This is a genomic window from Streptomyces sp. NPDC051664, from assembly GCF_044453545.1.
Taxonomy (GTDB): Bacteria; Actinomycetota; Actinomycetes; order Streptomycetales; family Streptomycetaceae; genus Streptomyces.
The window spans coordinates 1-24,684 of record NZ_JBITCU010000048.1 but is presented as its reverse complement, the minus strand read 5'-3'; the positions used below and the strand labels follow the sequence as shown (position 1 = coordinate 24,684).

18 protein-coding genes are annotated in these 24,684 nt (G+C 71.0%); 8 read left to right on the top strand and 10 right to left on the bottom strand.

Annotation, left to right across the window (positions count from 1 at the left end; genetic code table 11):
* Positions 1 to 23: 23 nt before the first annotated feature.
* Complete coding sequence (locus tag ACIA8E_RS38820; protein WP_399306099.1) at positions 24 to 4,871, top strand: hypothetical protein; 4,848 nt, start codon at positions 24 to 26, stop codon at positions 4,869 to 4,871.
* 2 nt (positions 4,872 to 4,873) lie between these two features.
* On the opposite strand, the gene ACIA8E_RS38815 is transcribed toward ACIA8E_RS38820, so the two are convergent.
* Complete coding sequence (locus tag ACIA8E_RS38815) at positions 4,874 to 5,338, bottom strand: hypothetical protein (RefSeq protein WP_399306096.1); 465 nt, start codon at positions 5,336 to 5,338, stop codon at positions 4,874 to 4,876.
* A gap of 404 nt (positions 5,339 to 5,742) precedes the next feature.
* Between ACIA8E_RS38815 and ACIA8E_RS38810 the strand changes: the two genes are divergently transcribed.
* Genes ACIA8E_RS38810 through ACIA8E_RS38795 form a run of 4 tightly spaced genes read left to right on the top strand, consistent with a single transcriptional unit; the run spans position 5,743 to position 10,167 of the window.
* Entirely contained in the window at positions 5,743 to 8,694 is a 2,952-nt protein-coding gene (locus ACIA8E_RS38810) for a nitrate- and nitrite sensing domain-containing protein (protein ID WP_399306093.1), read from the top strand.
* Positions 8,691 to 9,134: a roadblock/LC7 domain-containing protein gene (locus ACIA8E_RS38805; protein ID WP_030919113.1), complete on the top strand. Its 444-nt coding sequence runs from the start codon at positions 8,691 to 8,693 to the stop codon at positions 9,132 to 9,134. The genes ACIA8E_RS38810 and ACIA8E_RS38805 overlap by 4 nt, the downstream gene beginning before the upstream one ends.
* Before the next feature lie 9 nt (positions 9,135 to 9,143).
* Positions 9,144 to 9,581, top strand: coding sequence for a DUF742 domain-containing protein (locus ACIA8E_RS38800; protein ID WP_399306089.1), 438 nt, complete (start codon positions 9,144 to 9,146; stop codon positions 9,579 to 9,581).
* Positions 9,562 to 10,167 (top strand): GTP-binding protein, encoded by a 606-nt coding sequence (locus ACIA8E_RS38795; protein ID WP_399306087.1) that lies wholly within the window; start codon positions 9,562 to 9,564, stop codon positions 10,165 to 10,167. The genes ACIA8E_RS38800 and ACIA8E_RS38795 overlap by 20 nt, the downstream gene beginning before the upstream one ends.
* A gap of 94 nt (positions 10,168 to 10,261) precedes the next feature.
* On the opposite strand, the gene glpK is transcribed toward ACIA8E_RS38795, so the two are convergent.
* The 6 genes from glpK to ACIA8E_RS38765 all read right to left on the bottom strand — a co-directional run bounded on the left by glpK (position 10,262) and on the right by ACIA8E_RS38765 (position 15,847).
* Positions 10,262 to 11,779: a glycerol kinase GlpK gene (gene glpK, locus ACIA8E_RS38790; RefSeq protein WP_399306084.1), complete on the bottom strand. Its 1,518-nt coding sequence runs from the start codon at positions 11,777 to 11,779 to the stop codon at positions 10,262 to 10,264.
* Positions 11,780 to 11,860: 81 nt separating this feature from the next.
* A complete protein-coding gene (locus ACIA8E_RS38785) occupies positions 11,861 to 12,622 on the bottom strand; it encodes an MIP/aquaporin family protein (protein ID WP_399306081.1) in 762 nt (253 codons plus the stop codon).
* 221 nt (positions 12,623 to 12,843) lie between these two features.
* Positions 12,844 to 14,034 carry a lipid-transfer protein gene (locus tag ACIA8E_RS38780; RefSeq protein WP_399306078.1) on the bottom strand — a complete coding sequence of 397 codons (1,191 nt, stop codon included), beginning with the start codon at positions 14,032 to 14,034 and terminating at the stop codon, positions 12,844 to 12,846.
* Entirely contained in the window at positions 14,031 to 14,519 is a 489-nt protein-coding gene (locus ACIA8E_RS38775) for a Zn-ribbon domain-containing OB-fold protein (RefSeq protein WP_399306076.1), read from the bottom strand. The genes ACIA8E_RS38780 and ACIA8E_RS38775 overlap by 4 nt, the downstream gene beginning before the upstream one ends.
* Positions 14,520 to 14,568: 49 nt before the next feature.
* A complete protein-coding gene (locus ACIA8E_RS38770; protein WP_399306073.1) occupies positions 14,569 to 14,916 on the bottom strand; it encodes an Mpo1-like protein in 348 nt (115 codons plus the stop codon).
* 124 nt (positions 14,917 to 15,040) lie between these two features.
* Positions 15,041 to 15,847, bottom strand: a complete 807-nt coding sequence (locus tag ACIA8E_RS38765) for a M15 family metallopeptidase (RefSeq protein ID WP_399306071.1) — start codon at positions 15,845 to 15,847, stop codon at positions 15,041 to 15,043.
* Positions 15,848 to 15,979: 132 nt separating this feature from the next.
* Here ACIA8E_RS38765 and ACIA8E_RS38760 point away from each other — a divergent pair, with 132 nt between their 5' ends.
* Positions 15,980 to 16,498 (top strand): NUDIX domain-containing protein, encoded by a 519-nt coding sequence (locus ACIA8E_RS38760; protein ID WP_399306068.1) that lies wholly within the window; start codon positions 15,980 to 15,982, stop codon positions 16,496 to 16,498.
* A 6-nt stretch (positions 16,499 to 16,504) separates the two neighbouring features.
* Here ACIA8E_RS38760 and ACIA8E_RS38755 read toward each other — a convergent pair whose 3' ends face one another.
* Entirely contained in the window at positions 16,505 to 18,850 is a 2,346-nt protein-coding gene (locus ACIA8E_RS38755) for a glycoside hydrolase family 31 protein (RefSeq protein ID WP_399306065.1), read from the bottom strand.
* A gap of 223 nt (positions 18,851 to 19,073) precedes the next feature.
* On the opposite strand from ACIA8E_RS38755, the gene ACIA8E_RS38750 reads away from it, so the two are divergent.
* Complete coding sequence (locus tag ACIA8E_RS38750) at positions 19,074 to 21,050, top strand: acetoacetate--CoA ligase (RefSeq protein WP_399306063.1); 1,977 nt, start codon at positions 19,074 to 19,076, stop codon at positions 21,048 to 21,050.
* Positions 21,051 to 21,117: 67 nt separating this feature from the next.
* Positions 21,118 to 22,035 carry a hypothetical protein gene (locus ACIA8E_RS38745; protein WP_399306060.1) on the top strand — a complete coding sequence of 306 codons (918 nt, stop codon included), beginning with the start codon at positions 21,118 to 21,120 and terminating at the stop codon, positions 22,033 to 22,035.
* Positions 22,036 to 22,096: 61 nt separating this feature from the next.
* Here ACIA8E_RS38745 and ptsP read toward each other — a convergent pair whose 3' ends face one another.
* Both ptsP and ACIA8E_RS38735 read right to left on the bottom strand, forming a co-directional pair.
* Entirely contained in the window at positions 22,097 to 23,767 is a 1,671-nt protein-coding gene (ptsP, locus tag ACIA8E_RS38740) for a phosphoenolpyruvate--protein phosphotransferase (RefSeq protein ID WP_399306057.1), read from the bottom strand.
* Positions 23,768 to 23,843: 76 nt separating this feature from the next.
* Complete coding sequence (locus ACIA8E_RS38735; protein ID WP_399306055.1) at positions 23,844 to 24,293, bottom strand: PTS glucose transporter subunit IIA; 450 nt, start codon at positions 24,291 to 24,293, stop codon at positions 23,844 to 23,846.
* Positions 24,294 to 24,684: the final 391 nt, after the last annotated feature.

Genomic DNA, 24,684 nt, shown 5'->3' with positions numbered 1-24,684 from the left:
CCGAACGACGAGAGTCCGCCGCCATGTACGAGCTGTCCCGGGTCCGCCTCTACTCCATCGGGCCTGCCGGTGCGCGCTACGCAGACACCGTGCTTGACCTGCGCGGAGTGGGCGAGCCCGTGCCCCACCCCGCGCCGGCCCAGGCGGAGTTCTTCGAGGAGGAGCCGGTCGGCCCGCCGCGCCGCCCCGCGCCCGCCGGTGTGCTGTTCCTGGAGAACGGCGGCGGCAAGTCGGTCCTGCTGAAACTGATCTTCTCGGTGATGCTGCCCGGCCACCGCAACACCCTGGGCGGTGCCAGCTCCGGCGTACTGCGCAAGTTCCTGCTCGCCGACGACTGCGGCCATGTCGCCCTGGAGTGGCAGCACACCCTCACCGGCGAGTGCGTGGTCGTCGGCAAGGTCAGCGAATGGCGCGGGCGGCAGGTCTCCAACGACCCCCGCAAGTTCGCCGAGGCCTGGTACTCCTTCCGCCCCGGGCCCGGGCTCAGCCTCGACTCGCTGCCGGTCGCCGAGGCCACCGCCGTCGGCCGCCCCGTCGAAGGCGCCTCCGGCGCCCATGGCAGGCGCCGCACCATGAAGGGCTTCCGGGACGCCCTCACGGACGCGGGCAAGTTCTACCAGCACCTCGATGTGCACTGGGAAGAGATCCACGACCGGTGGAACGAGCACCTCGGTGAGCTCGGCCTCGACCCCGAACTCTTCCGCTACCAGCGCGAGATGAACGCGGATGAGGGCGAGGCCGCCGGCCTCTTCGCGGTCAAGAAGGACTCCGACTTCACCGACCTGCTGCTCCGCGCCGTCACCGACACCCGCGACACGGACGGCCTCGCCGATCTGGTCAGCGGCTTCGGCAACAAACTGGGCCGCCGGGCCGAACTCACCGCGGAGCGTGACTTCACCGAAGGCTCGGTCGATCTGCTCGGCCGGATCGTCGAGGCCGCCGACACCCGCTCCCGCACCCGCGACATCCACGCGGGTGCCGAGCGCCGCACCCGCAACCTGGCCCGCAGGCTCTCCGCCCGGGCCGCCGAGGAGCGAGGCCGCGCCGCAGACCTCGCCCAGCAGGTGACGGGCGCCGCCCACACCGTCAGTGCCGCAGAGGAGGCGCGTAGCCGCAGTGGCCTCATCGCGGCCGAACTGGCCTACCGTCACGCGTCCCTGGCACTGGCCGCAGCCGAGAAGGGCGCCGCCGCCCAGCGCCGAGAACTGGTCGAGGCCCGCACCCTGCACTCCGCCTGGCAGGCAGCCGAAGCCGTCCTCCGCCATCGCGCCGCCGCCGACCGGTCCGCGCGCGTCGCCGTCGCCATCCGCGAGGCCGAGCGCGACGCCGCCCCCGCGCTCGCCGCCCGCGCCACGGCCGCCGCCGACCTCGTACGCGCCCTGCACACCGCCGCGGAGGCAGGCGAGCAGGTGGCCGACGAAGAGGAGGAGCGCTCGGACACCCTCCAGGCCGCGGGCGAGACCGCCCACCGGGACGCCACCACTGCCGCCACCGAGGCCCAGCGCGCCCGCAGCGAGGCCGGACATCTGCGCCAGCGCCTCGCCGAGGTCGAGCAGGAGACCGCCGAGGCCGTGCGGGCGGGCTGGCTCGACAACACCGCGCCGGACGCCGACCCGGCGCGCGCCGCCCTCGCCGCGAGCGACGCCGAGCAGTCCACCGTCGCCGCCTGGAACACGGCCAGGGAAGCCGCCGGCGCCGCGGCCGACCGGGCCAGGGAAGCGGCGGCCACCGAGAGCCGCGCCGAACTCGCCGCGGCGCGCGCCGCGGACGCCGCGCAGGCGGCGGAACAGTCGTACGAGGCCGAGCTCAGGGCCGCCGAGTCGATCGCCGCCGACCACCGCCTCGCCGACCTGCTGAGCCTTCCCCCGGCCCCCGGCACCGGAGTACCGCGGCCACGCCGGGGCACCGCGGGAAACGAACCGGGCGCGGCTGCCGACGCCACCGACTCCCCTGCGTCCGGTGCGCATTCCGCATCCCACGGCCGAACAGGTGAGGGCACGGACACCGCGGCCGCCGGATACGACCGGCAGACAGCCGTCGCCGATCATGTACTCATCACTGACCACACCGTCAGCGAGCAGCCACTCACCGCCGAGGAGCTCGACCGCAACGCCGACGAGCTGCGGGACCTCCTCGACCAGGGCATCGCCGCCGCCGAACGGCGCCTCTTCGAGCTGCGCACCGCGGCCGCCGACGACTCCCGCATCCTCGGCGCGCTCGGCGACGGCGGACTGCTGCCCCCCGGACCCGATGTCCTCGCCACGGTCGAATATCTCGGCGAGCACGGCATCCCGGCCCTGCCCGGCTGGCGCTACCTCGCCCAGGCCGTCGACCCCGCCGACCACGCGGCGGTGCTCGCCGCCCGTCCCGAGCTCGTCGACGGCGTGGTCATCACCGACGCCGATTCGCACGCCCGCGCCCGCGAAGTCCTGGGCAGCGCCGCTCTGCTGCCGCGCTCCGCCGTGGCCGTCGGCACCGCCGCCGCACTGCTCGCCCCCGTACCGGCCTCCGGTTCCGGCTCCGACGCGGACGGTGTGTTCCTCGTCCCGCCGAACCCGGCCATGCACGACGAGCACGCCGCCGACGAGGAACGGCAGGCACTCAGGAGCCGGGCCGCCGCCCGGGACGAGGACATCCGCACGCTCGCGGCCCGCCTCACCGGGGACCGGTCCCTCGCCGCCCGCATCGGTTCCTGGCGCGCCGACTGCCCGCCCGGCATGCTCGCCGAGCTCGCCGGAGCCGCCCGCACCGCCCGCACGGCCGCCGAGACGGCCCAGGCCGTGCTCGCCGAGGCCCACACGGCACGCGCGGAGTCCGATGAAGCCGCCGCCGACACCGCCCGCGTCCGCGACGAGCGACAGGAGGCCGCCCAGCGCGCCCGACGCGTCGCCGACGTACTCGCAGGCCTGGCCCACCGGCTGCGCGAACGCGCCGGCTGGCAGGCGAAACTGCGCGAACTGGTCGAGGAGGCAGCCGAGTCCGAAGCCCGCGCCACGGTCTGCCTGGAGCGGGCCCGCGCCGCGGACGAGGACCGCAGGGCCGCCCAGCGCGCCGCTGACGACGCCCGCCGCACCGCCCGCGCCCTGCGGGCCGAGCGCGCCGAGATCGCCGGCGCCCCCGAGAACATCCCGGAGCCCGAGGGCGACGCACCGCGCCCTGCCCTCCCCGCCCTGCGCGAGGCCTACCGGGCCGCATCCCAGCTGTACGAGAAGGTCGGCGTCGGCGCCGACCTGCGCGCCGAACAGGCCCGCGCCGAGAGCGACGAGAGCGCCGCCCTCGCCGAGCTGGACCGGCTCACGAACAAGGTCCGCACCCGCGCCGCCCAGCTCCTCGAAGGCACCGACGGCGCCGACGGCCCGTCCCGGCAGGCGGCCGCCGCCCGAGCCGAGTCCCTGGTCCAGCTGCTGGAGACCCGGGCCTCCACGGCGAGCGAGCAGCTCGGCCGACTGCGCGGCGAGGCCGAGCGCCTGGCCCCGGCCGACGGCGAGGACCACCACACCGAGCTCCCCGACGACCTGGTCCCCGCCGACGCCGAGCAGGCCCAGACCCTGCTGCGTACTGCCACAGCCGAACTCGGCACCGCCACCGGTGCCCTGGACACCGCCCGCGCCGCCCACGCGGAGCTGCTGTACGCCCACCGCACCGCCGAGGCCTCGGCCGGTGGCTTCGACGAGACCGCGGCCCTCCTGCGCGACCTGCTCAGGGACCACGGCGCGGACGACGACACCGAGGCCCCCGAGCCGTACCCCGGCAGCCTCGACGAGGCCCGGCAGTCCGCCGCCGAGGCCCGCCGCTCACTGCGCGGCTGCGCCGCCGACCTCTCCGCCGCCGAGAGCGCGGTGCGCGAGGCGAGCGATGTGCTCGTACGGCACGCCAACTCCACCCGCTACGAACAGGTCCGTACCCCGGCCCGCCAGCAGATCCGCGAACTCCCCGCCGCGGCCCTGCCCGAGCACGCCGAGAAGTGGGCCGCCGCCTTCGCACCCCGCCTCCGCGTCCTCACCGATGAGCTGGCCCAGCTGGAGCGCAACCGCGACTCCATCGTCGACCGGCTCCGCGGACTCGTGGAGTCCGCGCTCACCACCCTCCGCTCCGCCCAGCGGCTCTCCCAGCTCCCGGAGGGGTTGGGGGAGTGGTCCGGTCAGGAGTTCCTCCGGATCCGATTCGAGGAGCCCGACCAGGCGACGCTCACCGAGCGGCTCGGCGAGGTCATCGACGATGCCACTCGCGCCGCGCTCAGGAAGAACTCCGATCTGCGCCGCGACGGCGTGTCCCTTCTGCTGCGCGGTGTACAGGCGGCGCTGGAGCCCAAGGGCATCGCCGTGGAGATCCTCAAGCCGGACGCGGTGCTCCGTGCCGAACGTGTCCCGGTCGGTCAGATGGGCGACGTCTTCTCCGGCGGCCAGCTGCTCACCGCTGCGATCGCGCTCTACTGCACGATGGCCGCACTGCGCAGCAACGACCGTGGCCGTGACCGCCACCAGCACCGCCACGCGGGCACGCTGTTCCTGGACAACCCCATCGGCCGGGCCAACGCCACGTATCTGCTGGAACTCCAGCGAGCGGTGTCGGACGCCCTCGGCGTACAACTGCTCTACACCACCGGGCTGTTCGACACGACGGCGCTCGCCGAATTCCCGCTGGTCATTCGGTTGCGCAACGACGCGGACCTGCGGGCGGGCCTGAAGTACATCAGCGTGGAGGAACATCTGCGCCCCGGTCTGCCACAGCAGGACCCGAACGGCGAGACCGTGCATGGCGAGATCACCGCCACCCGCATGTTCAAGCGCACACCGACGGCGCCCGATGTGTCAGCGATTCCGGAGACCCCTCAGATCCCCCGGATTCCCGACGCCCTGACCGGCGACTGACCTCAACTCCTCACCGGGGCGCGTGCTCCAGCCCGTGACAGGCTGCTCGCGCCCCGGCGGCGTATCCGTGCGGCCTCCCGCTCCGCCGTCCTCGCCGCCCGTCGTGCCGCGCGCCGCTCCCGGCGCAGCCGCCGCGCCGAGCTGCTGGGCACGGACACCACACCGTTGCGCTGATTCCAGACCTGCCGGGTCACCCACACATCCAGCACCGCCCAGGTCGCGACCACCGTGCTGCCCACACTGCTCAGCATCATGGGGAACGCCAGCCAGGAACCCGTCATCGTGCTCAGCAGGGCAACCATGGCCTGAATGATCGTCAGCGACATGACGAGCACGGCACGCACGGCCGACGTACGGACCGGATCCGGCATCCGGCGCCGCACCGCGGGCTCCTCCACCCACAACGACTGCCGCGGGATCCGTGTCCCGCCCGCCGTCGGCGCACTTCGACGCTCTTCCGTGTCCAAGGACTCTCAACTCCCCACCGCTGTCCGCCTTCAGAGCTGCTGCCCGGCATGCGCCGTTTCTACGCGGGCGGGCGGAACAATCCTGTCCTGCGCGCTCCCCGCGTAGTCCCTCTCCCTCGTACAGACAGACGAGCGACCGGCAGCGAAGATTCCCCCGATCCCTCGCGGAACGAAGAGTTCCAGCCAACTGCCGGGTGAGGGATTGAGGTGCTCTGTCGGGTCTCTTCTGCCGCTTTCGCGGATTTCATCTCCCGGAATGCCGCGACAACTCATGATCGACACGCGGGGGTGCGGCCGAAAATAGTCCGGACGTGTCTTCGAGTTGCCTGTGCGGCAGTAGTAGGCTCGCGCCGTTTGTTGACGGAACACCCACCCCGCCGTGCGGGGCCGAGCTGGGGGAGGCCATGCGCTTTCGCGGAAAGTCCATCCGCAGGAAGATCGTGGCGTTGCTGCTTGTGCCGCTCGTCTCCCTCACCGCTCTCTGGGGCTTCGCCACCTTCCTGACCGGCCGTGAGGCCGGAGACCTGATGGGTGCGAGCACCATCGTGGAGAAGGTCGGCCACCCTCTTGAGGACACCGTCCGGGTCATCCAGAACGAGCGCCGCCAGACACTTGTCTTCCTCGCGGACCCCCGCGCCTCCGATGCGCTTCCCCTGCTGCGCCGCCAACGGGCCGCCACCGACCGCGTCGTGGCGGACGTCAAGGAGAGCGCCCGGCAGAAGGACATCCGCGACGCGCTGAGTCCCGATGCGGAAGCGCAGCTCAATTCGGTTCTCAGCGCCGTCGACGGCCTCGGCGCGCTCCGCGACTCCGTCGAGAAACGCACCATCGACCGCAATCAGGCGCTTGAGTTCTACAACCGTCTGGTCGACCCGTGCTACCGCTTCCTGACCGGCCTGCACACGACGGAGAACGCGTCGATGGACAAGCAGGTACGCGCTCTGATCGGCGTCTCGCGGGCTCGCGAGATGCTGTCCCGGGAAGACGCTCTGGTGGCCTCGGCGCTCATCGCCGGACGGCTCGACGCCCCCGAACTCCGGCAGATCTCCGATCTCGTCGCCAACCGCAAGCTGCTTTACGAGATCGACATCGAGGTTCTCCCCTCGGCGGAGCGCCGACGCGTGGAGCAGTACTGGGCGAGCCCGGACAGCGAGCCGCTGCGCACCGCGGAGACCAAGCTCATCGCCGCCGGCCCCACCCACGCCCCCCGTACGGTCGATGCCGAACGCTGGCAGGAGGTGGCCCTGCCGGTCCTGGACCGGCTGGCGAACGACTCGACCGAGATGAACAACCGCTTCCAGGACCGCGGCCGGCCCGTCGGCTACAGCGTCCTGGTCAAGGCCGGAGTCGCGGGCATCCTCGGCTTCCTCGCCCTGCTCGTCTCCGTCTTCGTGTCCGTCCGCATCGGCCGCGAACTCGTCCGCGACCTCTCCCGGCTCCGCAAGGACGCCCACGAGGTCTCCGGTGTACGACTGCCGAGCGTGATGCGCCGCCTTGCCGCGGGCGAACACGTCGACGTCGAGACCGAGGCCCCGCATCTCAGTTACGAGCGGGACGAGATCGGCCAGGTCGGCCAGGCCCTCAACACCCTGCAACGCGCCGCCGTCGAAGCCGCGGTCAAGCAGGCCGACATGCGACGCGGCGTCTCCGAAGTCTTCGTCAACCTCGCCCGCCGCAACCAGGTGCTCCTGCACCGTCAGTTGACGCTCCTGGACGCCATGGAGCGCCGCACCGAGAACACCGACGAGCTCGCCGACCTCTTCCGCCTCGACCACCTCACCACCCGCATGAGGCGGCACGCCGAAGGTCTCGTGATTCTTTCCGGCGCGGCGCCGTCCCGGCAGTGGCGCAAGCCCATCCAGCTGATGGACGTGGTGCGGGCGGCGGTCGCCGAGGTCGAGGACTACGAGCGGATCGAGGTACGCCGCCTGCCGCGGATCGGCGTCGGTGGCCCCGCAGTCGCCGACCTCACCCACCTGATCGCCGAACTCCTGGAGAACGCCACGGTGTTCTCGCCCCCGCACACCGCGGTCCAGGTGCACGGCGACCGCGTCGCCAACGGCTTCACCCTCGAAATCCACGACCGCGGCCTCGGTATGGCTCCCGAAGTCCTGCTGGACGCCAATCTGCGGCTCGCAGAGACCCCCGAGTTCGAACTCTCCGACACCGACCGCCTCGGCCTCTTCGTGGTGAGCCGGCTGGCCCAGCGGCAGAACGTCCGCGTCTCCTTGCAGATTTCTCCGTACGGAGGAACCACCGCCGTCGTCTTCATCCCGGCGGCCCTGCTGACCGACGCCGCGGAGGCGCACGGCACCGGATTCCGCCTCGACCGCCGCGCCGAGAAGGCGATCGGCAGCGGCAGGCCCAGCAATGAGGGACCGCGCAGCGACAAGAGCCGCAGGGACGGCGTGGCGGACCCATGGACATCCGACGGAACGGGCGACGCGGGGTCCACCGGCCTCGCCCCTGTCCCCACCGGGCTCGTGGGTCCGAACGCTCTGGACGGACCGGTCGAGCTCGAATCCCCGGTCGCAGCACTCGGCTTCGGGACCGACCCCGTACGCGACCCTGTGCTGGACGTCGTACCCGACCCGGCACTCGACGGAGTGTCCGACATCGACGACACCGAGAGCGAGCGCGGCGGCATTTTCCGCGCCCGCGACCTGCGCCGTGAAGGGGACCACGCCCTCCATCGCGACGCCGACCGCGACCAGCATCAGCAGGCGGCCGACCAGGTCGCCGAGTCCACCGCCGATGTCCGGGCCATGCGGCCGGGCGGCCCGGTGCCGCTGCCCCGCCGCAAGCCGCCCACGCTGGTCACCGATCGCGGCCGCCGGGTCGACGAGACCGGCCGCTCGCACCCCACGACCACGGAACCGGAGTCCTCGCGCACCGGGTCCGGAGCCGGGCGGTCCACCACTGGCCCCTGGCACTCCGCCGCCGACACCCGGCGGCCCGCCGACACCCGGCGGCCCCCCGACCCCCGGCAGGCCTCCGGCTTCCGGCCGCCCACCGAGTCCGCCGCATCCGCGTCGGCACCGGCTGCGGCGACGCCATCGGCCGCACCCTCCCGATCCGCCGGGCCGACCCCGTACCCGGGGACCGTGGACGGGCTGCCCCGCCGGATCCGACAGGCCAGCCTCGTCCCGCAGCTCCGCGAGGGCCCCGGCGGCCGCGCTTCCGAGCCGGCCCCCACGGATCCGGCGGAGGACATCGAGCGGGACGCGGGCGAAGTACGCAACCGTATGGCTTCGATGCAGCGCGGCTGGCAGCGCGGCCGCCGGCAGAACGCCGAGGACGGGACCGGTCTCGGTGAGACAGCACAAGGAACCACTCCGGGAGGGGACGGTCGATGACCGCACCGAACGCCGCAGCACCCGACGCCACACGCCACGGATCCGGCGAACTCAACTGGCTCCTCGACGAGCTCGTCGAGCGCGTCGGCTCCATCCGCAAGGCGCTGGTGCTCTCCAGTGACGGCCTTCCCACCGGCACGTCCAAGGATCTGACCCGTGAGGACAGCGAGCATCTGGCGGCCGTCGCCTCCGGGTTCCACAGCCTCGCCAAGGGCGTCGGACGCCACTTCGACGCGGGTCGCGTCCGCCAGACCGTCGTCGAGCTCGACGAGGCGTTCCTCTTCGTCACGGCCGCCGGCGACGGCAGCTGTCTCGCCGTGCTGGCCGACTCCGACTCCGACGTGGGCCAGGTGGCGTACGAGATGACGCTGATGGTCAAGCGGGTGGGGGTCCACCTGGCCAACGCCCCACGGTCGTCCGGTCTGCACGCCGGAGGGTGAGTGGATGGCATGAGCGCTGACTCCTCCCGGGGCGCACCCCCCGGGTCCCCGGCGGCTTCCGACGATCCGCAGTCGTCGCGCTGGTACGACGCCGAGGCGGGGCCGGTGGTCCGTCCGTACGCGATGACCCGGGGCCGTACCAGCAGTGCGTCCCGTCATCGTCTCGACCTGATTGCGATCGTCGTCCCGGAACCCGCGGCCGACGATCCGGGCCGGAATCAGACGCTCTCCCCGGAACACGTGGAGATCATCGAACTCTGCCATGACATGCCCCAGTCGATCGCCGAGCTGGCGTCCGGTCTGGATCTCCCCGTCGGGGTGGTCCGGGTACTGGTCGGCGATCTCGTCGAGGACGAACTGGTGCACGTAACCCGTCCCGTTCCGCCGGCCGAGCTGCCGGATGTGAACATTCTTCGTGAGGTGATCAATGGCCTTCGGGCGCTCTAGCCGCAGCACGCGGCCCGTTGAGCCGGTTGCCTTGAAGATCCTGGTGGCGGGCGGCTTCGGTGTGGGCAAGACGACGCTGGTGGGCGCGGTCAGCGAGATCAGACCGCTGCGTACGGAGGAGCGGCTCACGGAGGCGGGCCGCCCCGTGGACGACACGGCCGGGGTCGAGGCCAAGACCACCACCACCGTCGCCATGGACTTCGGGCGGATCACGCTCCGCGAGGATCTGGTGCTGTACCTGTTCGGCACACCGGGACAGGACCGCTTCTGGTTCCTCTGGGACGAGCTGGCCCAGGGCGCCCTGGGCGCGGTCGTTCTCGCGGACACCCGGCGTCTGGAGGACTGCTTCGCGGCCGTCGACTACTTCGAACGGCGCGAGATCCCGTTCACCGTCGCCGTCAACTGCTTCGAGGGAGCCGACCGGTTCCCGACCCGGACGGTTCAGGCTGCGCTGGACCTCGACCCCGAGGTGCCGGTGCTGATGTGCGACGCGCGCGACCGGTCCTCCGTGCGCGATGTGCTGGTCACGGTCGTCGAACACGCGCTGGCCCGAGCGAACCGCCTCCGCGAGCCCGCCACCACCTGAGTACGCGACGGAGCGCGGCCCGTACCCCGCCGACCGGGGTGCGGGCCGCGCGTCCTGAAGCCGTCCGATACGCGACCGCGTAGGGGAGGGGCGGTTACCGCTCGCCGCCGCCTTCCTCCTGCCAGCCCAGGCTCCGCTCCACCGCCTTGCGCCAGTTGTGGTACTCGCGCTCACGGATCTCCGGCTCCATGCGCGGCTGCCACTCCACATCGCGCTGCCAGTGCGTCTTGAGCTCGTCGAGCCCCGACCAGACGCCGGTCGCCAGCCCCGCCGCGTACGCCGCGCCCAGACACGTCGTCTCGGAGATCTTCGGCCGGATCACCGGCACGCCCAGCACATCCGCCTGGTGCTGCATGAGCAGCCGGTTGGCCGTCATGCCGCCGTCCACCTTCAGCGTCGTGATGGGCACGCCCGAGTCCTGATACATCGCGTCGACGACCTCACGTGTCTGCCAGCTGGTCGCCTCCAGAACGGCGCGTGCCAGATGTGCCTTGGTGACATAGCCGGTCAGTCCGGTGATGACACCCCGGGCGTCCGAGCGCCAGTACGGGGCGAAGAGCCCGGAGAAGGCGGGCACGATGTACGCCCCGCCGTTGTCGTCGACGCTCGCCGCCAGTGTTTCGATCTCCCCGGCGCTCCGGATGATCCCCAGCTGGTCGCGGAACCACTGGACCAGCGCCCCGGTGATGGCGATCGACCCCTCCAGGCAGTAGACGGGTGCCTGGTCGCCGATCTTGTAGCCGAGAGTGGTGATCAGCCCGCTCTTCGACGGCACGGGCCTGTTGCCGGTGTTGAGCAGCAGGAAACTCCCGGTGCCGTATGTGTTCTTGGCGGTACCCGGGTCGTAGCAGGCCTGCCCGAAGACCGCGGCCTGCTGATCGCCGAGCGCGGAGGCCACCGGCACCCCGGCGAGCGCGCCGACCGCGGTCCCGTACACCTCCGACGACGACCGGATCTCCGGAAGCACCGCCTCCGGGACATTCATCGCGGCCAGGATCGACGGATCCCACTCCAGGGTCTCCAGATTCATCAGCATGGTGCGCGAAGCGTTGGTCACATCGGTGACATGGACGCCGCCGTCCGTACCGCCGGTGAGATTCCAGATCAGCCAGGAGTCGATGGTGCCGAAGGCGATCTCGCCCCGCTCGGCCCGGCTGCGCAGCCCCGGTACGTTGTCCAGCAGCCAGGCGGCCTTGGGACCGGAGAAGTAACTGGCCAGCGGAAGCCCGGTGATGTCCCGGAAGCGGTCCTGCCCGTCCGTGCCGCCGAGCTCGTGGCAGAGCGTGGACGTACGGGTGTCCTGCCAGACGATGGCGTTGTGCACGGGCTGTCCGGTCGCCCGGTCCCAGAGCACGGTCGTCTCGCGCTGGTTGGTGATGCCGAGTGCGCTGAGCTGTTCCGCCCGCAGTCCGGCGGTGGCGAGCGCGCCCTCCACCACAGCCCGCACCTTGGACCAGATCTCGGTGGCGTCGTGTTCCACCCAGCCGGGTTTCGGGAAGATCTGGCGGTGCTCACGCTGGTCGACGGCGACGATCGCACCGTCCTGATCGAAGATGATGCAGCGACTGGATGTGGTGCCCTGGTCGATGGCGGCGACATACCTGTCCGTCATGACGTCCCCTTGTCACGAGGTCGAGAACTCGAATTGCCGGAGCTTGAATGAGCCGCGCCTGAACGGCCGGAACCTGAATGGCTAGAAGGCGGCGTTGAAGACGACCCCCGCCAGCAGCCCCCCCACGAGCGGTCCTACCACCGGGATCCAGGAGTAACCCCAGTCGGAAGTGCCCTTGTTCGGTATCGGCAGCAGTGCGTGCACCAGCCGCGGACCGAGGTCGCGGGCCGGATTGATGGCATATCCGGTGGGTCCGCCGAGCGAGAGTCCGATGCCGACCACCAGCAGGGACACCAGCAGTATGGAGATCCCGGAGCCGTAGACACCGGCGCCCGCGCCGGCCACCGGGCCGATCCCGATCCCGGCGTTCCTCCCGAAGGCCAGAATCGGCAGCACCAGGCCGGCCGTCGCAATGATCTCGGTGACCAGGTTGGCCACCGGACTGCGGATCTCCGGAGCGGTCGAGAAGATCCCCAGCGTCGGCACGGCGGTCTCCTTGTCCGCGTTGGCGCGGAACTGCGCGTAGTACGTGAGCCAGGCCAGCAGCGCGCCGATGACCGCGCCGACCAGTTGTCCCAGGATGTAGAGGGGGACCTTGTCCCACTTCCCGGTGTCGACGGCGATGCCCACCGTGACCGCCGGGTTGAGGTGGCCACCGGAGAGAGGGGCCGCGGTGTACGCGCCGGCCAGGACCCCGAAGCCCCATCCGAAGGCGATCACCACCCATCCCGCGGCTCTGGCCTTCGAATGATGGAGGGTGACAGCGGCGCACACACCTGCGCCGAACAGGATGAGGATCGCCGTTCCGATGACTTCCCCGACGAATATGTCTCCATTGCTCATGGCGCTCCTAGGGGTTGTCCGGCGGATTGCGCCGGGCGCTTCCATGGCTTCCGTGACGAGCGTGGTGACCAAGTCGCTCTGCCGCAGAGCGGGAGTGGCGGCAGTGACTGAGCAAAGAGTTTTCACGGGTGCTGATCAGTCGTCAAGAAGGCTGACAACAAGCCCAGTTCACAGCACGCCCAGCGCCCACTTCGGTGCGGGGTCCAGGCGTCCGGCTGGTCTCAGCGGACCGCGACGACTGCCGAACCGTGCCCGAACAGCCCCTGATTCGCGGTGATTCCGGCGCGCGCCCCCGGAATCTGCCGCTCCGCCGCGGTGCCACGCAGCTGCCAGGTCAGCTCGCAGACCTGCGCGATGGCCTGCGCCGGCACTGCCTCTCCGAAGGAGGCGAGTCCTCCGCTCGGGTTGACCGGGATGCGTCCGCCGAGAGCCGTGGCCCCTTCGCGCACGAGCTTGGCGCCCTCGCCCGCCGCGCACAGTCCGATGTCCTCGTACCACTCCAGTTCCAGGGCGGTGGAGAGGTCGTAGACCTCGGCCAGCGACAGCTCATCGGGCCCGATGCCCGCTTCCTCGTACGCCGCCCGGGCGATCGACGCGCGAAAGGTCTCCGGTGCGGGTTCCGCCGCGATTGCCGAATCGGTTGCGATGTCCGGAAGATCGAGTACGGCCTTCGGGTAGGTGGGCGTCACGGTGGAGACGGCGCGGATACGGACCGTATCGGCCGCCCCGTGGCGGCGCGCGAACTCCATGCTGGACAGGACGACCGCAGCGGCCCCGTCGGACGTCGCGCAGATGTCGAGCAGCCTCAGCGGATCGGCGACCACGGCGGACGCGGCGACCTGCTCGGCGGTCACCGGAGCGCGGTAGCGGGCATTACCGTTCAATGCACCGGCCGCCGCGTTCTTCACCTTGACCAGTGCGAAGTCGTCCGGAGTGTCCCCGTACAGGGCCATCCGGCGGCGGGCGTACAGCGCGAAGTAGGCGGGGTTGGTCGCCCCGAGCACCCGGAAGCGCAGCCAGTCGGGATCGTCGGGCCGGTCGCCGCCCGCCGGGGCCAAGAACCCCTTGGGCGCCGCATCCGCACCCACCACGAGCACCACGTCGGCCATGCCCGCCAGGATCTGCGCCCTGGCCGTATTGATGGCCTGGCCGCCTGACGCGCAGGCGGCGTAGACACTGGTGACCCGTGCGCCCTGCCAGCCCAGCGCCTGGGCGAATGTCGCACCGGCCACATAGCCCGGATAGCCGCCGCGCACGGTGTCCGCGCCGACCACCGACTGCACGTCGTGCCAGCCGACCCCGGCATCGCTGAGCGCGGCCCGCGCCGCGACCGTGCCGTACTCGACGAAACTGCGCCCCCACTTGCCCCACGGATGCATGCCGGCTCCGAGGACGGCCACATCCCCGGTCACGCAGCACCGCCCTGGGCCGCGCCCGCGGCGGTGGTCACGGGCCGCCAGTTCCAGGTGGTCCATACGGTTCCCCCGTCCTGGGGCGCATCCTCGTTCAGGACCCCCGGAACCACCTCGACGGTCATTCCGACCGCCAGATCCCCGATGCCCACCCCTGGCGCCGCCTGTCCGAGCACCACCATGCGCTCTGCCGCGAGTTCGACGGCGATCAGGACGTACGGCTCCCAGGGCGCGTCCGGGTCGGAGACGTACGGGGCGGGAGGGCGGTATCGGCCGTCGGTGTACGACCAGACGGTGCCGCGCCGGGAGAGGGGCTCCTCGACCTGCTCGCCGCCGGTGCAGCCGGGATTGCGGCAGAACGTGTCCTGACGCGGGAAGAAGACCGACGAGCAGGCGCAGCAGCGTGTGCCCAGTAGCCGGAAGTCCCTCTCGTCGGTGCCCTCGGTGAACCAACCGGTCACCACGGGTGTGCGCGTGTGCGACAAAGCCCCTCCCAGGCACGAGATCTGACGGAACGTCAGAAGTGTGCCACGGTCAGCCGTTCTCGGCGAGCCACTTGGCGGCGGTCTCCGCCAGGTCCCGGTCGCGGCCGGCCAGCATCATCCGGATCATCTGCACGTCTCCGCGCAGTGACCACGCGGGATGCCCGAAGGTGGCCGGATTGTTCTTCTCGATCAGGAAGTGTGCGGGCCAGGCCGTGCCGTAGCCGATCAGGGGGAGCGCCGCCGCGTACCGCTTGCGGCCCCGGGCCAGACCGTAGGCGGTGACCGCGAGACCGGTCAGGGTCCCCGTCAGGTGGACCCAGCGGGTGGCGGCCCTGGAGTGCATCGCCACGTAGTAGGGCCAGAACTCTTCGTACGAATGGAACGTCTGCTGTGACATATGGGCACCGTAACGGCTGGGAGGGCAACCGGATACGGCCGATCCGCGTCCGAGAGGAAGTACGGGCGGCCGGAGCCCACGGGGGTGGTCCCGGCCGCCCGTCCGCACCGGCCGGGTGCGGGCGTCAGTGCCCGGTGACGGACCTCCTGGCCACCGGGAAGTCGAAGTACGTGTCCGGGAACAGCTCGGGCTTGAAGGTGTAGTGCCACCATTCCTCGGCCAGATTCACGAATCCGGCGTCGGTGAGCGTCGTCTTCAGGAACTGCCGGTTGGCCCTCTGCACGCCCTGGATCCGCGGGTCGTCCGTGTGCGACAGCGTGTCGAAGCAGTCGAACCCGGTGCCCATGTCCACCGAGTTGTCGGGGAAGCGCTCGGCCTGCGGCGCGTAGCAGGGCACCAGCTTCTCGCCCGGCCGGTACGGCCTGGTCGGCACGGCGGGCAGCTTCACCAGCGTCAGGTCCACCGTGCTGCCCCGGCTGTGCCCGGACTTTTCCGCGATGTAACCGTCCGCGAACAGCCTCGTCTTGTCGACCTGGGGGTAGAACTCGCCCTTCATGGCCTCGTCGTCGAGATCCTTCGCCCACCGTACGAAATTGTCGACGGCCCGTTGCGGCCGGTAACAGTCGTACACCTTCAACGAGTATCCCTGGTGCAGCAGCCGTGTCTGCGCCGCGTGGAGCGCCTGAGCCGCGGGCCGGGTCAGGATGCAGACAGGCTGGCGGTACCCGTCGACCGGTTCACCCATGAAGTTGTGCCCGGTGGGGTAGCGCATTTCCTGGATGATCGTGGGGTCCACCGAACGAAGTGCGACGAACTCGTCCGGGGCTTTCGGCTCGGCCTGGGCCTGTGCCTGCGGGGAGGCTACGGTGGCGGCGAGCAGGACGGCGGCAGTGGCTGCCAGGGCGCGGAACGCGGAAGCGATACCTGTCATGAGCGCATCATCCATTAGTCGTGGAGGTCTCGGCAGGACGATCGGATACAGTCCGCGCGTGTCCGCGCCCGGAGAGAGAACCGAGCGAAGGAACGAGCGCAGCAGAACGTGGAGGAAAAGGTGCGGGAACCGATGAAGGACTCCCACTGCGGCAGCTGCGGCACGCCGTACCCCCGGCCCGCGCCGGGATCCACCGGCACCTGGCCCCGCACCTGCACCGCCTGCGGCGCCACCACCTACCGCAATCCGCTGCCGGTCGCCGTCGCGCTGGTCCCCGTCACCGACCGGGACGGAACCTCGCTCGTCGTCATCACCCGCACCATCGAGCCCCGACGCGGCGGCCTCGCCCTGCCCGGCGGCTTCATCGACCACGCCGAGGACTGGCGGCACGCGGTCGTGCGGGAACTGCGCGAGGAGACCGGCATCGAAGCCGACCAGCAGGACGTACGTCTTGCCGACGCCCCCAGCTCACCGGACGGCCACCTTCTCCTCTTCGGCCTGCTCCCGCCACGCCCGGTCGCTGACCTCCCCCCGTCCGTGCCCACGGGCGAGACCGCAGGCCACAGTCTGCTCCGCGCCCCCGCCGAACTGGCCTTTCCGCTGCACACCCTGGCTGCCCGCGCCTGGTTCGAAGGCCGCTACCACCGCTGACGGACATCACACCCCACGCACCCGCACCGGGCACGTCACCGCACCACCCTCCAGCTCCACCACGACCTGCCCGCCCACCAGCCGCGCCGTATACCGCTCGACCTCCGGCTGCTCCCAGCCGTCGCCCGCGTCACGGACGACCAGGCCACCCCCGGTGCGCCCGGCAGCCGGAGCCCACACCTCCAGTTCCAGCCCCCCGTCCACGCCCCGCACCGGAATCACCGACCCCGCCCGCACCAGCACCGGCACCCGTGACAGCGGCGCATCGACCAATATCTGCCCGGGCCCCTCGTACGCCTCGCCGGTCGCCGTGTCGTACCACCGTCCCCGAGGCAGCCGCACCGCCCGGCGGTCCGTCCCCCGCTTCAGCACCGGCGCCACCAGCAACGCATCCCCCAGCAGGAACGCGTCCTCGCAATCCCGCAGCGCCCGGTCCCCGGGCGCCCCCCACCACAGCGGCCGCACATACGGCGCACCCGTCAGCCGGGCCAGCTGGGCCAGCGTCACGAAGTACGGATGCAGCCGCTCCCGCTCCACCAGCGCCGCCTTCGCGTGCTCCAGTACCTCGGGCCCGAACTCCCAGGGCTCCCGCCGCCCCGCGTCCATCGCCGCGTGCGTGCGGAACAACGGCAGCCAGGCACCCAGCTGGAACCACCGCAGATACAGCTCGGGGGACGGCGACCCGTCGAACCCGCCCACATCGGGACCCGAATACGGCACCCCGCACAGGCCGAGCCCCAGCGCCAGCGACAGCGAGGCACGCAACCCGGGCCAGCCCGTCGCGACATCGCCGGACCACGTGCCCCCGTACCGCTGCATTCCCGCCCAGCCGGCACGCGAGAACAGGAAGGGCCGCTCATCCGGCCGCAGTCGGCAGAGCCCCTCGTACCCGGCCTTCGCCATCGCCAGCCCGTACACGTTGTGGGCCTCCCGGTGATCGCCCCCGCGGCCCTCCAGAGAGTGCCGGGTCGAGCGCGGCAGCGTCAGCTCGCCGAACGCCGAGAACGACACCGGTTCGTTCATGTCGTGCCACACACCGGAGAACCCCTGCGCCAGCCGTTCCTCGTACAGGCCTCCCCACCATTCCCGCACTTGCGGATCGGTGAAGTCCGGATACACGCACTCACCGGGCCACACCTCCCCGCGCACCGCGCGCCCCCGCGCGTCCCGGACGAATGCCCCGGCTCCACCGACCGCCGAACCGGCGTCGAACACCGCATTCCCCGGCACCGCTTTCACCGCCGGATCGACGATCGACACAAGTCGCACCCCGTCGTCCCGCAACTCCTTCGCCAGCCGCGGCAGGTCCGGGAACCGGCCCCGGTCGACGGTGAACACCTGATGCGCGTCGTAGTGATCGATGTCCAGATGCAGAACGGACAACGGCAGACCCCGCTCCCGGTACCCGGCGACGACCCGCCGCACCTCACGCTCACTGCCGAACCCCCACCGGGCGTGCTGCGGACCCAGCGCCCAGGACGGCGGCAGCGCCGGCGCACCCGTCAGCGCCGTCCAGCCCTGCAGCACCCGGGCCGGCGTACCCGCCACCACCCAGCAGCGCAGCGGCCCCCCGTCCATCCGCACCTCGCACAGTCCCGGCCGGTCATGGCCGGACCCCGCGCCCTCCTCGCCTTCGCGCAGCGTCACACGCCCCGCCCAGGTGTTGTCGTGGAACGCCAGGTGCGTCCCCGCGTCCGAGACCACCAGCTGCACCGGCATCGTCAGATACAGCGGATCGTCACCGGGCACGAAGCGCCCGCCCGGATCGGTGTTCCACAGCTCGTACACGCCATCGCGCAGCCGCGGCCCCGACGCCCGCCCGCCGAGCCCGAAGAACCGGGCGTCCGCCGGCACCTCGGACCGCTGCACCCACCGGGCCGCACCACCCGCCACCGGCTCCCACCAGCGCGGCGGCAGCTCCCGCCGGAGCACCACGCCGCCCGGCGTACGCAGCTCCACCGCTCCGTGCCGAGACACCACCAGCGTCAGCCGCTCCGAGACCACCTGCCAGCCGCCGTCCTTGTCCGGCTCCAGCACAGCCCGCGGGTCCGGCTCCGGCGCCGGACCCGGCAGCGCGTACGACGGCAGCGGCTCCGCCCCGTCCCACGCCCAGAACACGGCACCGCCCACCGCGACCCGGATGTACAGCTCCGAACGGGCGAATCTCACGACACCGCCACCGGGCCCGGGCTCCGCCCCCACCAGCAGACCCGGCACTCTCGCCCGCTCCGCACCACGGCGCGGCAGCGCCCGGGCATCCGCCCGCTGCCGACGCCAGGCCGAGCGCACCATGCGCAGCCCCTGCACCGAACCCACCATCTTCACCGAACGCACCAGGTCGCGACCGTTCATGCAGCTCACCCTGCCACCTGGCGGAGCGGCAGCGGGCTCCGTTCAACTTCCGTTCACCCGTGGCCGGACCACATAGCCGGACAAGCAACCATGGGCGGGGAACCCTGGTGCGGAAGACGATCACATGGCATCGTCCGTGAAAGCCGCCTCACGCGCACACCCCAGCACGTGTGCGCGCGAACCACGCCCACCCCGCGTACCCGTACAGCCAGGGAGCCGCCCCATGACCTCAGCAGCGAACGAAGCCCCCCTCTGGCAGCCCGACGCAGAGCGCATTGCCGCCGCGGCGGTCACCCGCTTCCAGAGCTGGGCCGCCGAGCGGTACGGAGCACCGGCCGACGGCGGCTACGCGGCGCTGCACAGCTGGTCGGTCGACGAGCTGGACACCTTCTGGCGGGCTGTCGCCGACTGGTTCGACGTACGGTTCTCCACTCCGTACGAGACCGTCATCGGCGACCGCACCATGCCCGGCGCCGAATGGTTCCCCGGCGCCACCCTCAACTACGCGGAACACGCCCTGCGCGCCGCGGAGGACCCGCTGCGCGCCGGTGCCCCGGCCCTCGTCCACGTCGACGAGACCCACACCCAGGCCCTGGTCAGCTGGTCCGAACTCCGCCGCCAGGTGGGCTCCCTCGCCGCCGAACTCCGTGCACTCGGGGTCCGCCCCGGCGACCGCGTCAGCGGCTACCTCCCCAACATCCCGCAGTCGGTAGTCGCGCTCCTCGCCACCGCGGCCGTCGGCGGTGTCTGGACCTCCTGCGCCCCGGACTTCGGCGCTCGCAGCGTCCTCGACCGCTTCCAGCAGGTCGAACCCGTCGTCCTCTTCACCGTCGACGGCTACCGCTACGGCGGCAAGGAACACGACCGCACCGACACGGTCGCCGAACTGCGCCGCGAACTGCCCACCCTGCGCGCCGTCGTCCACATCCCGCTGCTGGGCACCCCCGCCCCCGAAGGTGCCCTCGAATGGTCCGCGCTCACCTCCGCGGACACCGAACCCGTCTTCGAACAGGTCCCCTTCGACCACCCGCTGTGGGTGCTGTACTCCTCGGGCACCACCGGACTCCCCAAGGCGATCGTCCAGTCCCAGGGCGGCATCCTCCTCGAACACTTCAAACAGCTCGGACTCCACTGCGACCTCGGGCCCGACGACCGCTTCTTCTGGTACACCTCCACCGGCTGGATGATGTGGAACTTCCTCGTCTCCGGCCTGCTCACCGGCACCACGGTCGTGCTGTACGACGGAAGCCCCGGCTACCCCGATGTCAGCGCCCAGTGGCGCGTCGCCGAACAGACCGGCGCCACCCTCTTCGGCACCTCCGCCGCCTACGTCATGGCGTGCCGCAAGGCCGGCATCCACCCGGGCCGCGACTTCGACCTCTCGCGCATCCAGTGCGTGGCCACCACCGGCTCCCCGCTCCCGCCCGACGGATTCCGCTGGCTCCACGACGAAGTCGCCGACAACCTCTGGATCGCCTCCGTCAGCGGCGGCACGGACGTCTGCAGCTGCTTCGCCGGCGCCGTTCCCACCCTCCCCGTCCACATCGGCGAACTCCAGGCCCCCTGCCTCGGTACGGACCTCCAGTCCTGGGACCCGGCAGGGAAGCCGCTCATCGGCGAGGTCGGCGAACTCGTCGTCACCAACCCGCTGCCCTCGATGCCGATCCACTTCTGGAACGACCCCGACGGCAGCCGCTACCGCGACAGCTACTTCGAGATGTACCCGGGCGTCTGGCGCCACGGCGACTGGATCACCCTCACCGACCACGGATCCGTCATCATCCACGGCCGCTCCGACTCCACCCTCAACCGCCAGGGGGTACGGATGGGCTCCGCCGACATCTACGAAGCCGTCGAACGGCTCCCCGAGATCCGCGAATCCCTGGTCATCGGCCTCGAAGAGCCCGACGGTGGCTACTGGATGCCGCTCTTCGTCCACCTCGCCGACGGCGCCGCTCTCGACGACGGCCTGCGCGACCGGATCAAAGAGACCATCCGCGAGAACCTCTCGCCGCGCCACGTCCCGGACGAGATCATCGAGGTTCCCGGCATCCCGCACACCCTCACCGGCAAGCGCATCGAGGTTCCGGTCAAGCGCCTCCTCCAGGGAACAGCCCTGGCCAAGGCGGTCAATCCCGGCTCGATCGACAACCTCGAACTGCTCCACTTCTACGAGGAACTGGCCCGCACGCGCCGCTGAAAGCGGACACTGTCAGTGCCCGCGATTACTCTGAGTGAGCAATGTTCGACAGCGCACTGGGGGAGTCGTGGCGCACACCGGGAACACCAAGAACACCGCCTACCGGCGGACCGGCACATCGATGCGACGCACGCTGCGCCGCGAAGCACCGAGCACCATCGGCCTCCTGGCCGACGAGCAGGACTTCGCGGCCATGCGGCGCTACCGCACCTTCACCTTCGAAGACCACACCGTCTATCTGCAGCAGGTCGAGGGCCTGCTCAAAGCACTCGCGGCCCAGGGCATGCACACCACCCTGGCCCTCTTCGACCCGGAGGAGTACGCGGAGTTCTGCGCCGAATCAGGCCTCGCCGCCGACGCTCCGGCCAGCCGCAGTCGATTCACCGCCGAAATCGCCGCGACCGGAGCCACGGTCGCGTACACCGGACAACCCATCGACACCCTGATCCCACTCCTCGTCAGCCGAGCGGTCCGGCAGGCCACGTGGGAGTACGCGACGACGCTCCTGGCCGACCTCGGCGAATGCGCCGACTGCGGGCAGGACATCGGCCGCGCCGCCTTCGACCGGGCATCCCACCTCCTGATGCGCACGTTGGAGACGGCGGGCCCGGGCACGCACCACCTGGTCTGCAGCACTCCCACGGAGAACGAACAGCTCCTCGCCGTCCTGCACACCGAGCGCGGCACGACAGGCCCGGCCCTCCTCGATTCGGGCGAAGGAACAGAGTTCGTCACCGTCCTCGCCGTCGGCATCGCCCTCGGAAGTCACGGCGGACTCGTACTCCGTACCAGCAGCCCCGGGACCCCCGACCGGGTCCACGGCTGGCGGCTGACCCGCGGCAGCCTCGTACCGCTCACCGCCGGTGAGGTCTTCAGCGCCTACTGCACCGACGCGGACACCGGTGATCCCGTCTCCCCGGAGTCCGGCGTGGAGTACTGCGCGGGACTCGACATCGGCGCGGACGAACCGGAGGACCACCGCTGACACACCGAAGGGGCTTCCCGCCATGTCCGGCGGGAAGCCCCTTCACAACCAGCTGCGCGAACTACTCGCCCGACAGCACCGCCTGAGCCGCGAGCCGCGCCTCGTCGGCGGAGTCCGCCGCACGCGCGGCGGCAGCGGCACGCTCGCACTGCGCGAGCGTGTACTTCGCCAGCGTGGCGCGGACATAAGGAATGGACGCGGCACCCATCGACAGGGAGGTGACACCCAGACCGGTCAGCACACAGGCGAGCAGGGGATCGGCGGCAGCCTCACCACAGACACCGCAACTCTTGCCCTCGGCCTTGGCAGCGTCAGCCGACAGCGCCACCAGATCGAGCAGCGCGGGCTGCCACGGATCCTGCAGCCGGGACACCGCACCCACCTGGCGGTCGGCGGCGAAGGTGTACTGCGCCAGGTCATTGGTGCCCAGTGACAGGAACTCCACCTCCTGCAGGATCGAGCGGGCCCGAAGAGCGGCGGACGGAATCTCCACCATCGCGCCGAACTTCGCCTGCAGCCCGGCCACCCGGCACGCGTCGGCGAACGCCTTCGCGTCCGTACGGTCCGCCACCATCGGCGCCATGACCTCGAGATAGACCGGCAGCCCCTCGGCCGCCTTCGCCAGCGCGGTCAGCTGGGTCCGCAGCACCTCGGGGTGGTCCAGCAGGGCACGAAGCCCACGCACACCCAGCGCAGGGTTCGGCTCGTCCGCGGGCGTCAGGAAGTCGAGCGGCTTGTCCGCACCGGCGTCCAGCACCCGCACCACTACGCGTCCCTCGGGGAACGCCTCCAGCACCGCCCGGTACGCCGCGACCTGCTTCTCCTCGGACGGCGCCTGCTTGCTGTCGTCCAGGAACAGGAACTCGGTGCGGAAGAGACCCACACCCTCGGCACCGGCCTCGACCGCCGCCGGCACATCGCCGGGTCCGCCCACATTGGCCAGGAGCGGCACCTTGTGACCGTCGGACGTCGCACCCGGACCGGTCGAAGCGGACAGCGCGGCCTTGCGGGCCGCGGCGGCGCTCTCCATCTCCGCGCGCTTCGCCTGGCTCGGCTCGACGAAGATCTCGCCCGTGCTGCCGTCCACTGCAATGACTGTGCCCTCGGCCAGCTCTCCGGCACCGGGGAGAGCCACCACGGCCGGCACACCGAGCGCCCGCGCCAGAATCGCGCTGTGACTGGTCGGTCCGCCCTCTTCGGTGACAAATCCGAGCACCAGAGCGGGGTCGAGCAGCGCTGTATCGGCAGGCGCCAGGTCGCGCGCGATCAGCACATACGGCTCATCGCTGTCCGGCACACCCGGCATCGGCACACCGAGCAGCCGCGCGACGATCCGGTTGCGCACATCGTCGAGGTCCGCGACCCGTCCCGCCAGATACTCCCCGGCGCCGGCCAGCAGAGCCCGGTACGCGGCAAACGCGTCGTACACCGCACGCTCGGCACTGCTCCCGACGGCGATGCGACGATCCACGTCGGCCATGAGTTCGGGGTCCTGGGCCATCATGGCCTGAGCCTCGAGCACCGCCTGCGCCTCGCCGCCGGCCAGATGACCTCGGGCATTGAGGTCGGCCGCAACAGCGTCCACGGCCTGGCGAGCACGTCCCTGCTCGCGCTCGGCCTCCTCTGCGGGAATCCGTTTGGCCGGCGGCTCGAGCACAGCCGTACCCATGTGCCGTACCTCGCCGATCGCCACACCGTGGCTCACGCCGACGCCTCGCAGCGTTGTCTCCATTTCACCCGTCTCAGATTGTGCGGCGATCCGTGCCGCCGCGGTGGATGTCCAGTCGGCTGCTACTGCGCCGAACGTGTCACTGCCAATCGAACAGTGTGTCGCCAACCTTGACATCGCCGTCCTCGCGGACGTCGGACAGGGAGTCCGCTGTGGCTTCCAGTGCGACGATCGGGCAGATGGGCGACTTGCCGGCCTCCTCCACGGCGGCCGGGTTCCACCGCACGATGTTCTGGCCCCGCGTGACTGTGTCACCCTTGTTGACGAGGAGTTCGAAGCCCTCGCCATTGAGCTGAACGGTGTCGATCCCGAGGTGCACCAGCACCCCGTGCCCTTGCTCGTCCACAACGACGAAGGCATGCGGGTGAAGGGAGACGACGACCCCGTCCACCGGCGAAACGGCCTCCGACGGCTCACGCGCGGGGTCGATGGCCGTTCCGGGACCGACCATCGCACCGGAGAAGACCGGGTCGGGTACCGCAGCGAGTCCGATGGCACGTCCTTCAAGAGGGGACGTCACAGTGGTCATAGGGAGCCTCCCAGGGTGGAGCTTCAATGGGGCCGCCGCGGTTTGCAGGGGACGGCGTACTGTTCAGCAGCGTAAGTCATAAGAAGTCCCGGTTCCGCCCGAGTCCAACGGGTACGCGGACCTAGGGGGGCACCGGAAACGATTTGCCTCGACTCCCAGTGGCCTGTACTGTCGTACTCCTGCCTGGCCCCAGTGCGACATTGTGTCGGGGGCCGGCGGCGACTATTAAGCCCAAACCCTAACTCGGATTCAGCTTCTGCATGCCTGCAGGGCTGGTCAAGGGAGACGGAAAAGGCCTGATAGAGTCGGACTCGCCGGAAAGGGAAACGCGAAAGCGAGAACCTGGAAAGCGGAACCCGCTTCGACCGGGAATCGGACACGAAAGAGTCTG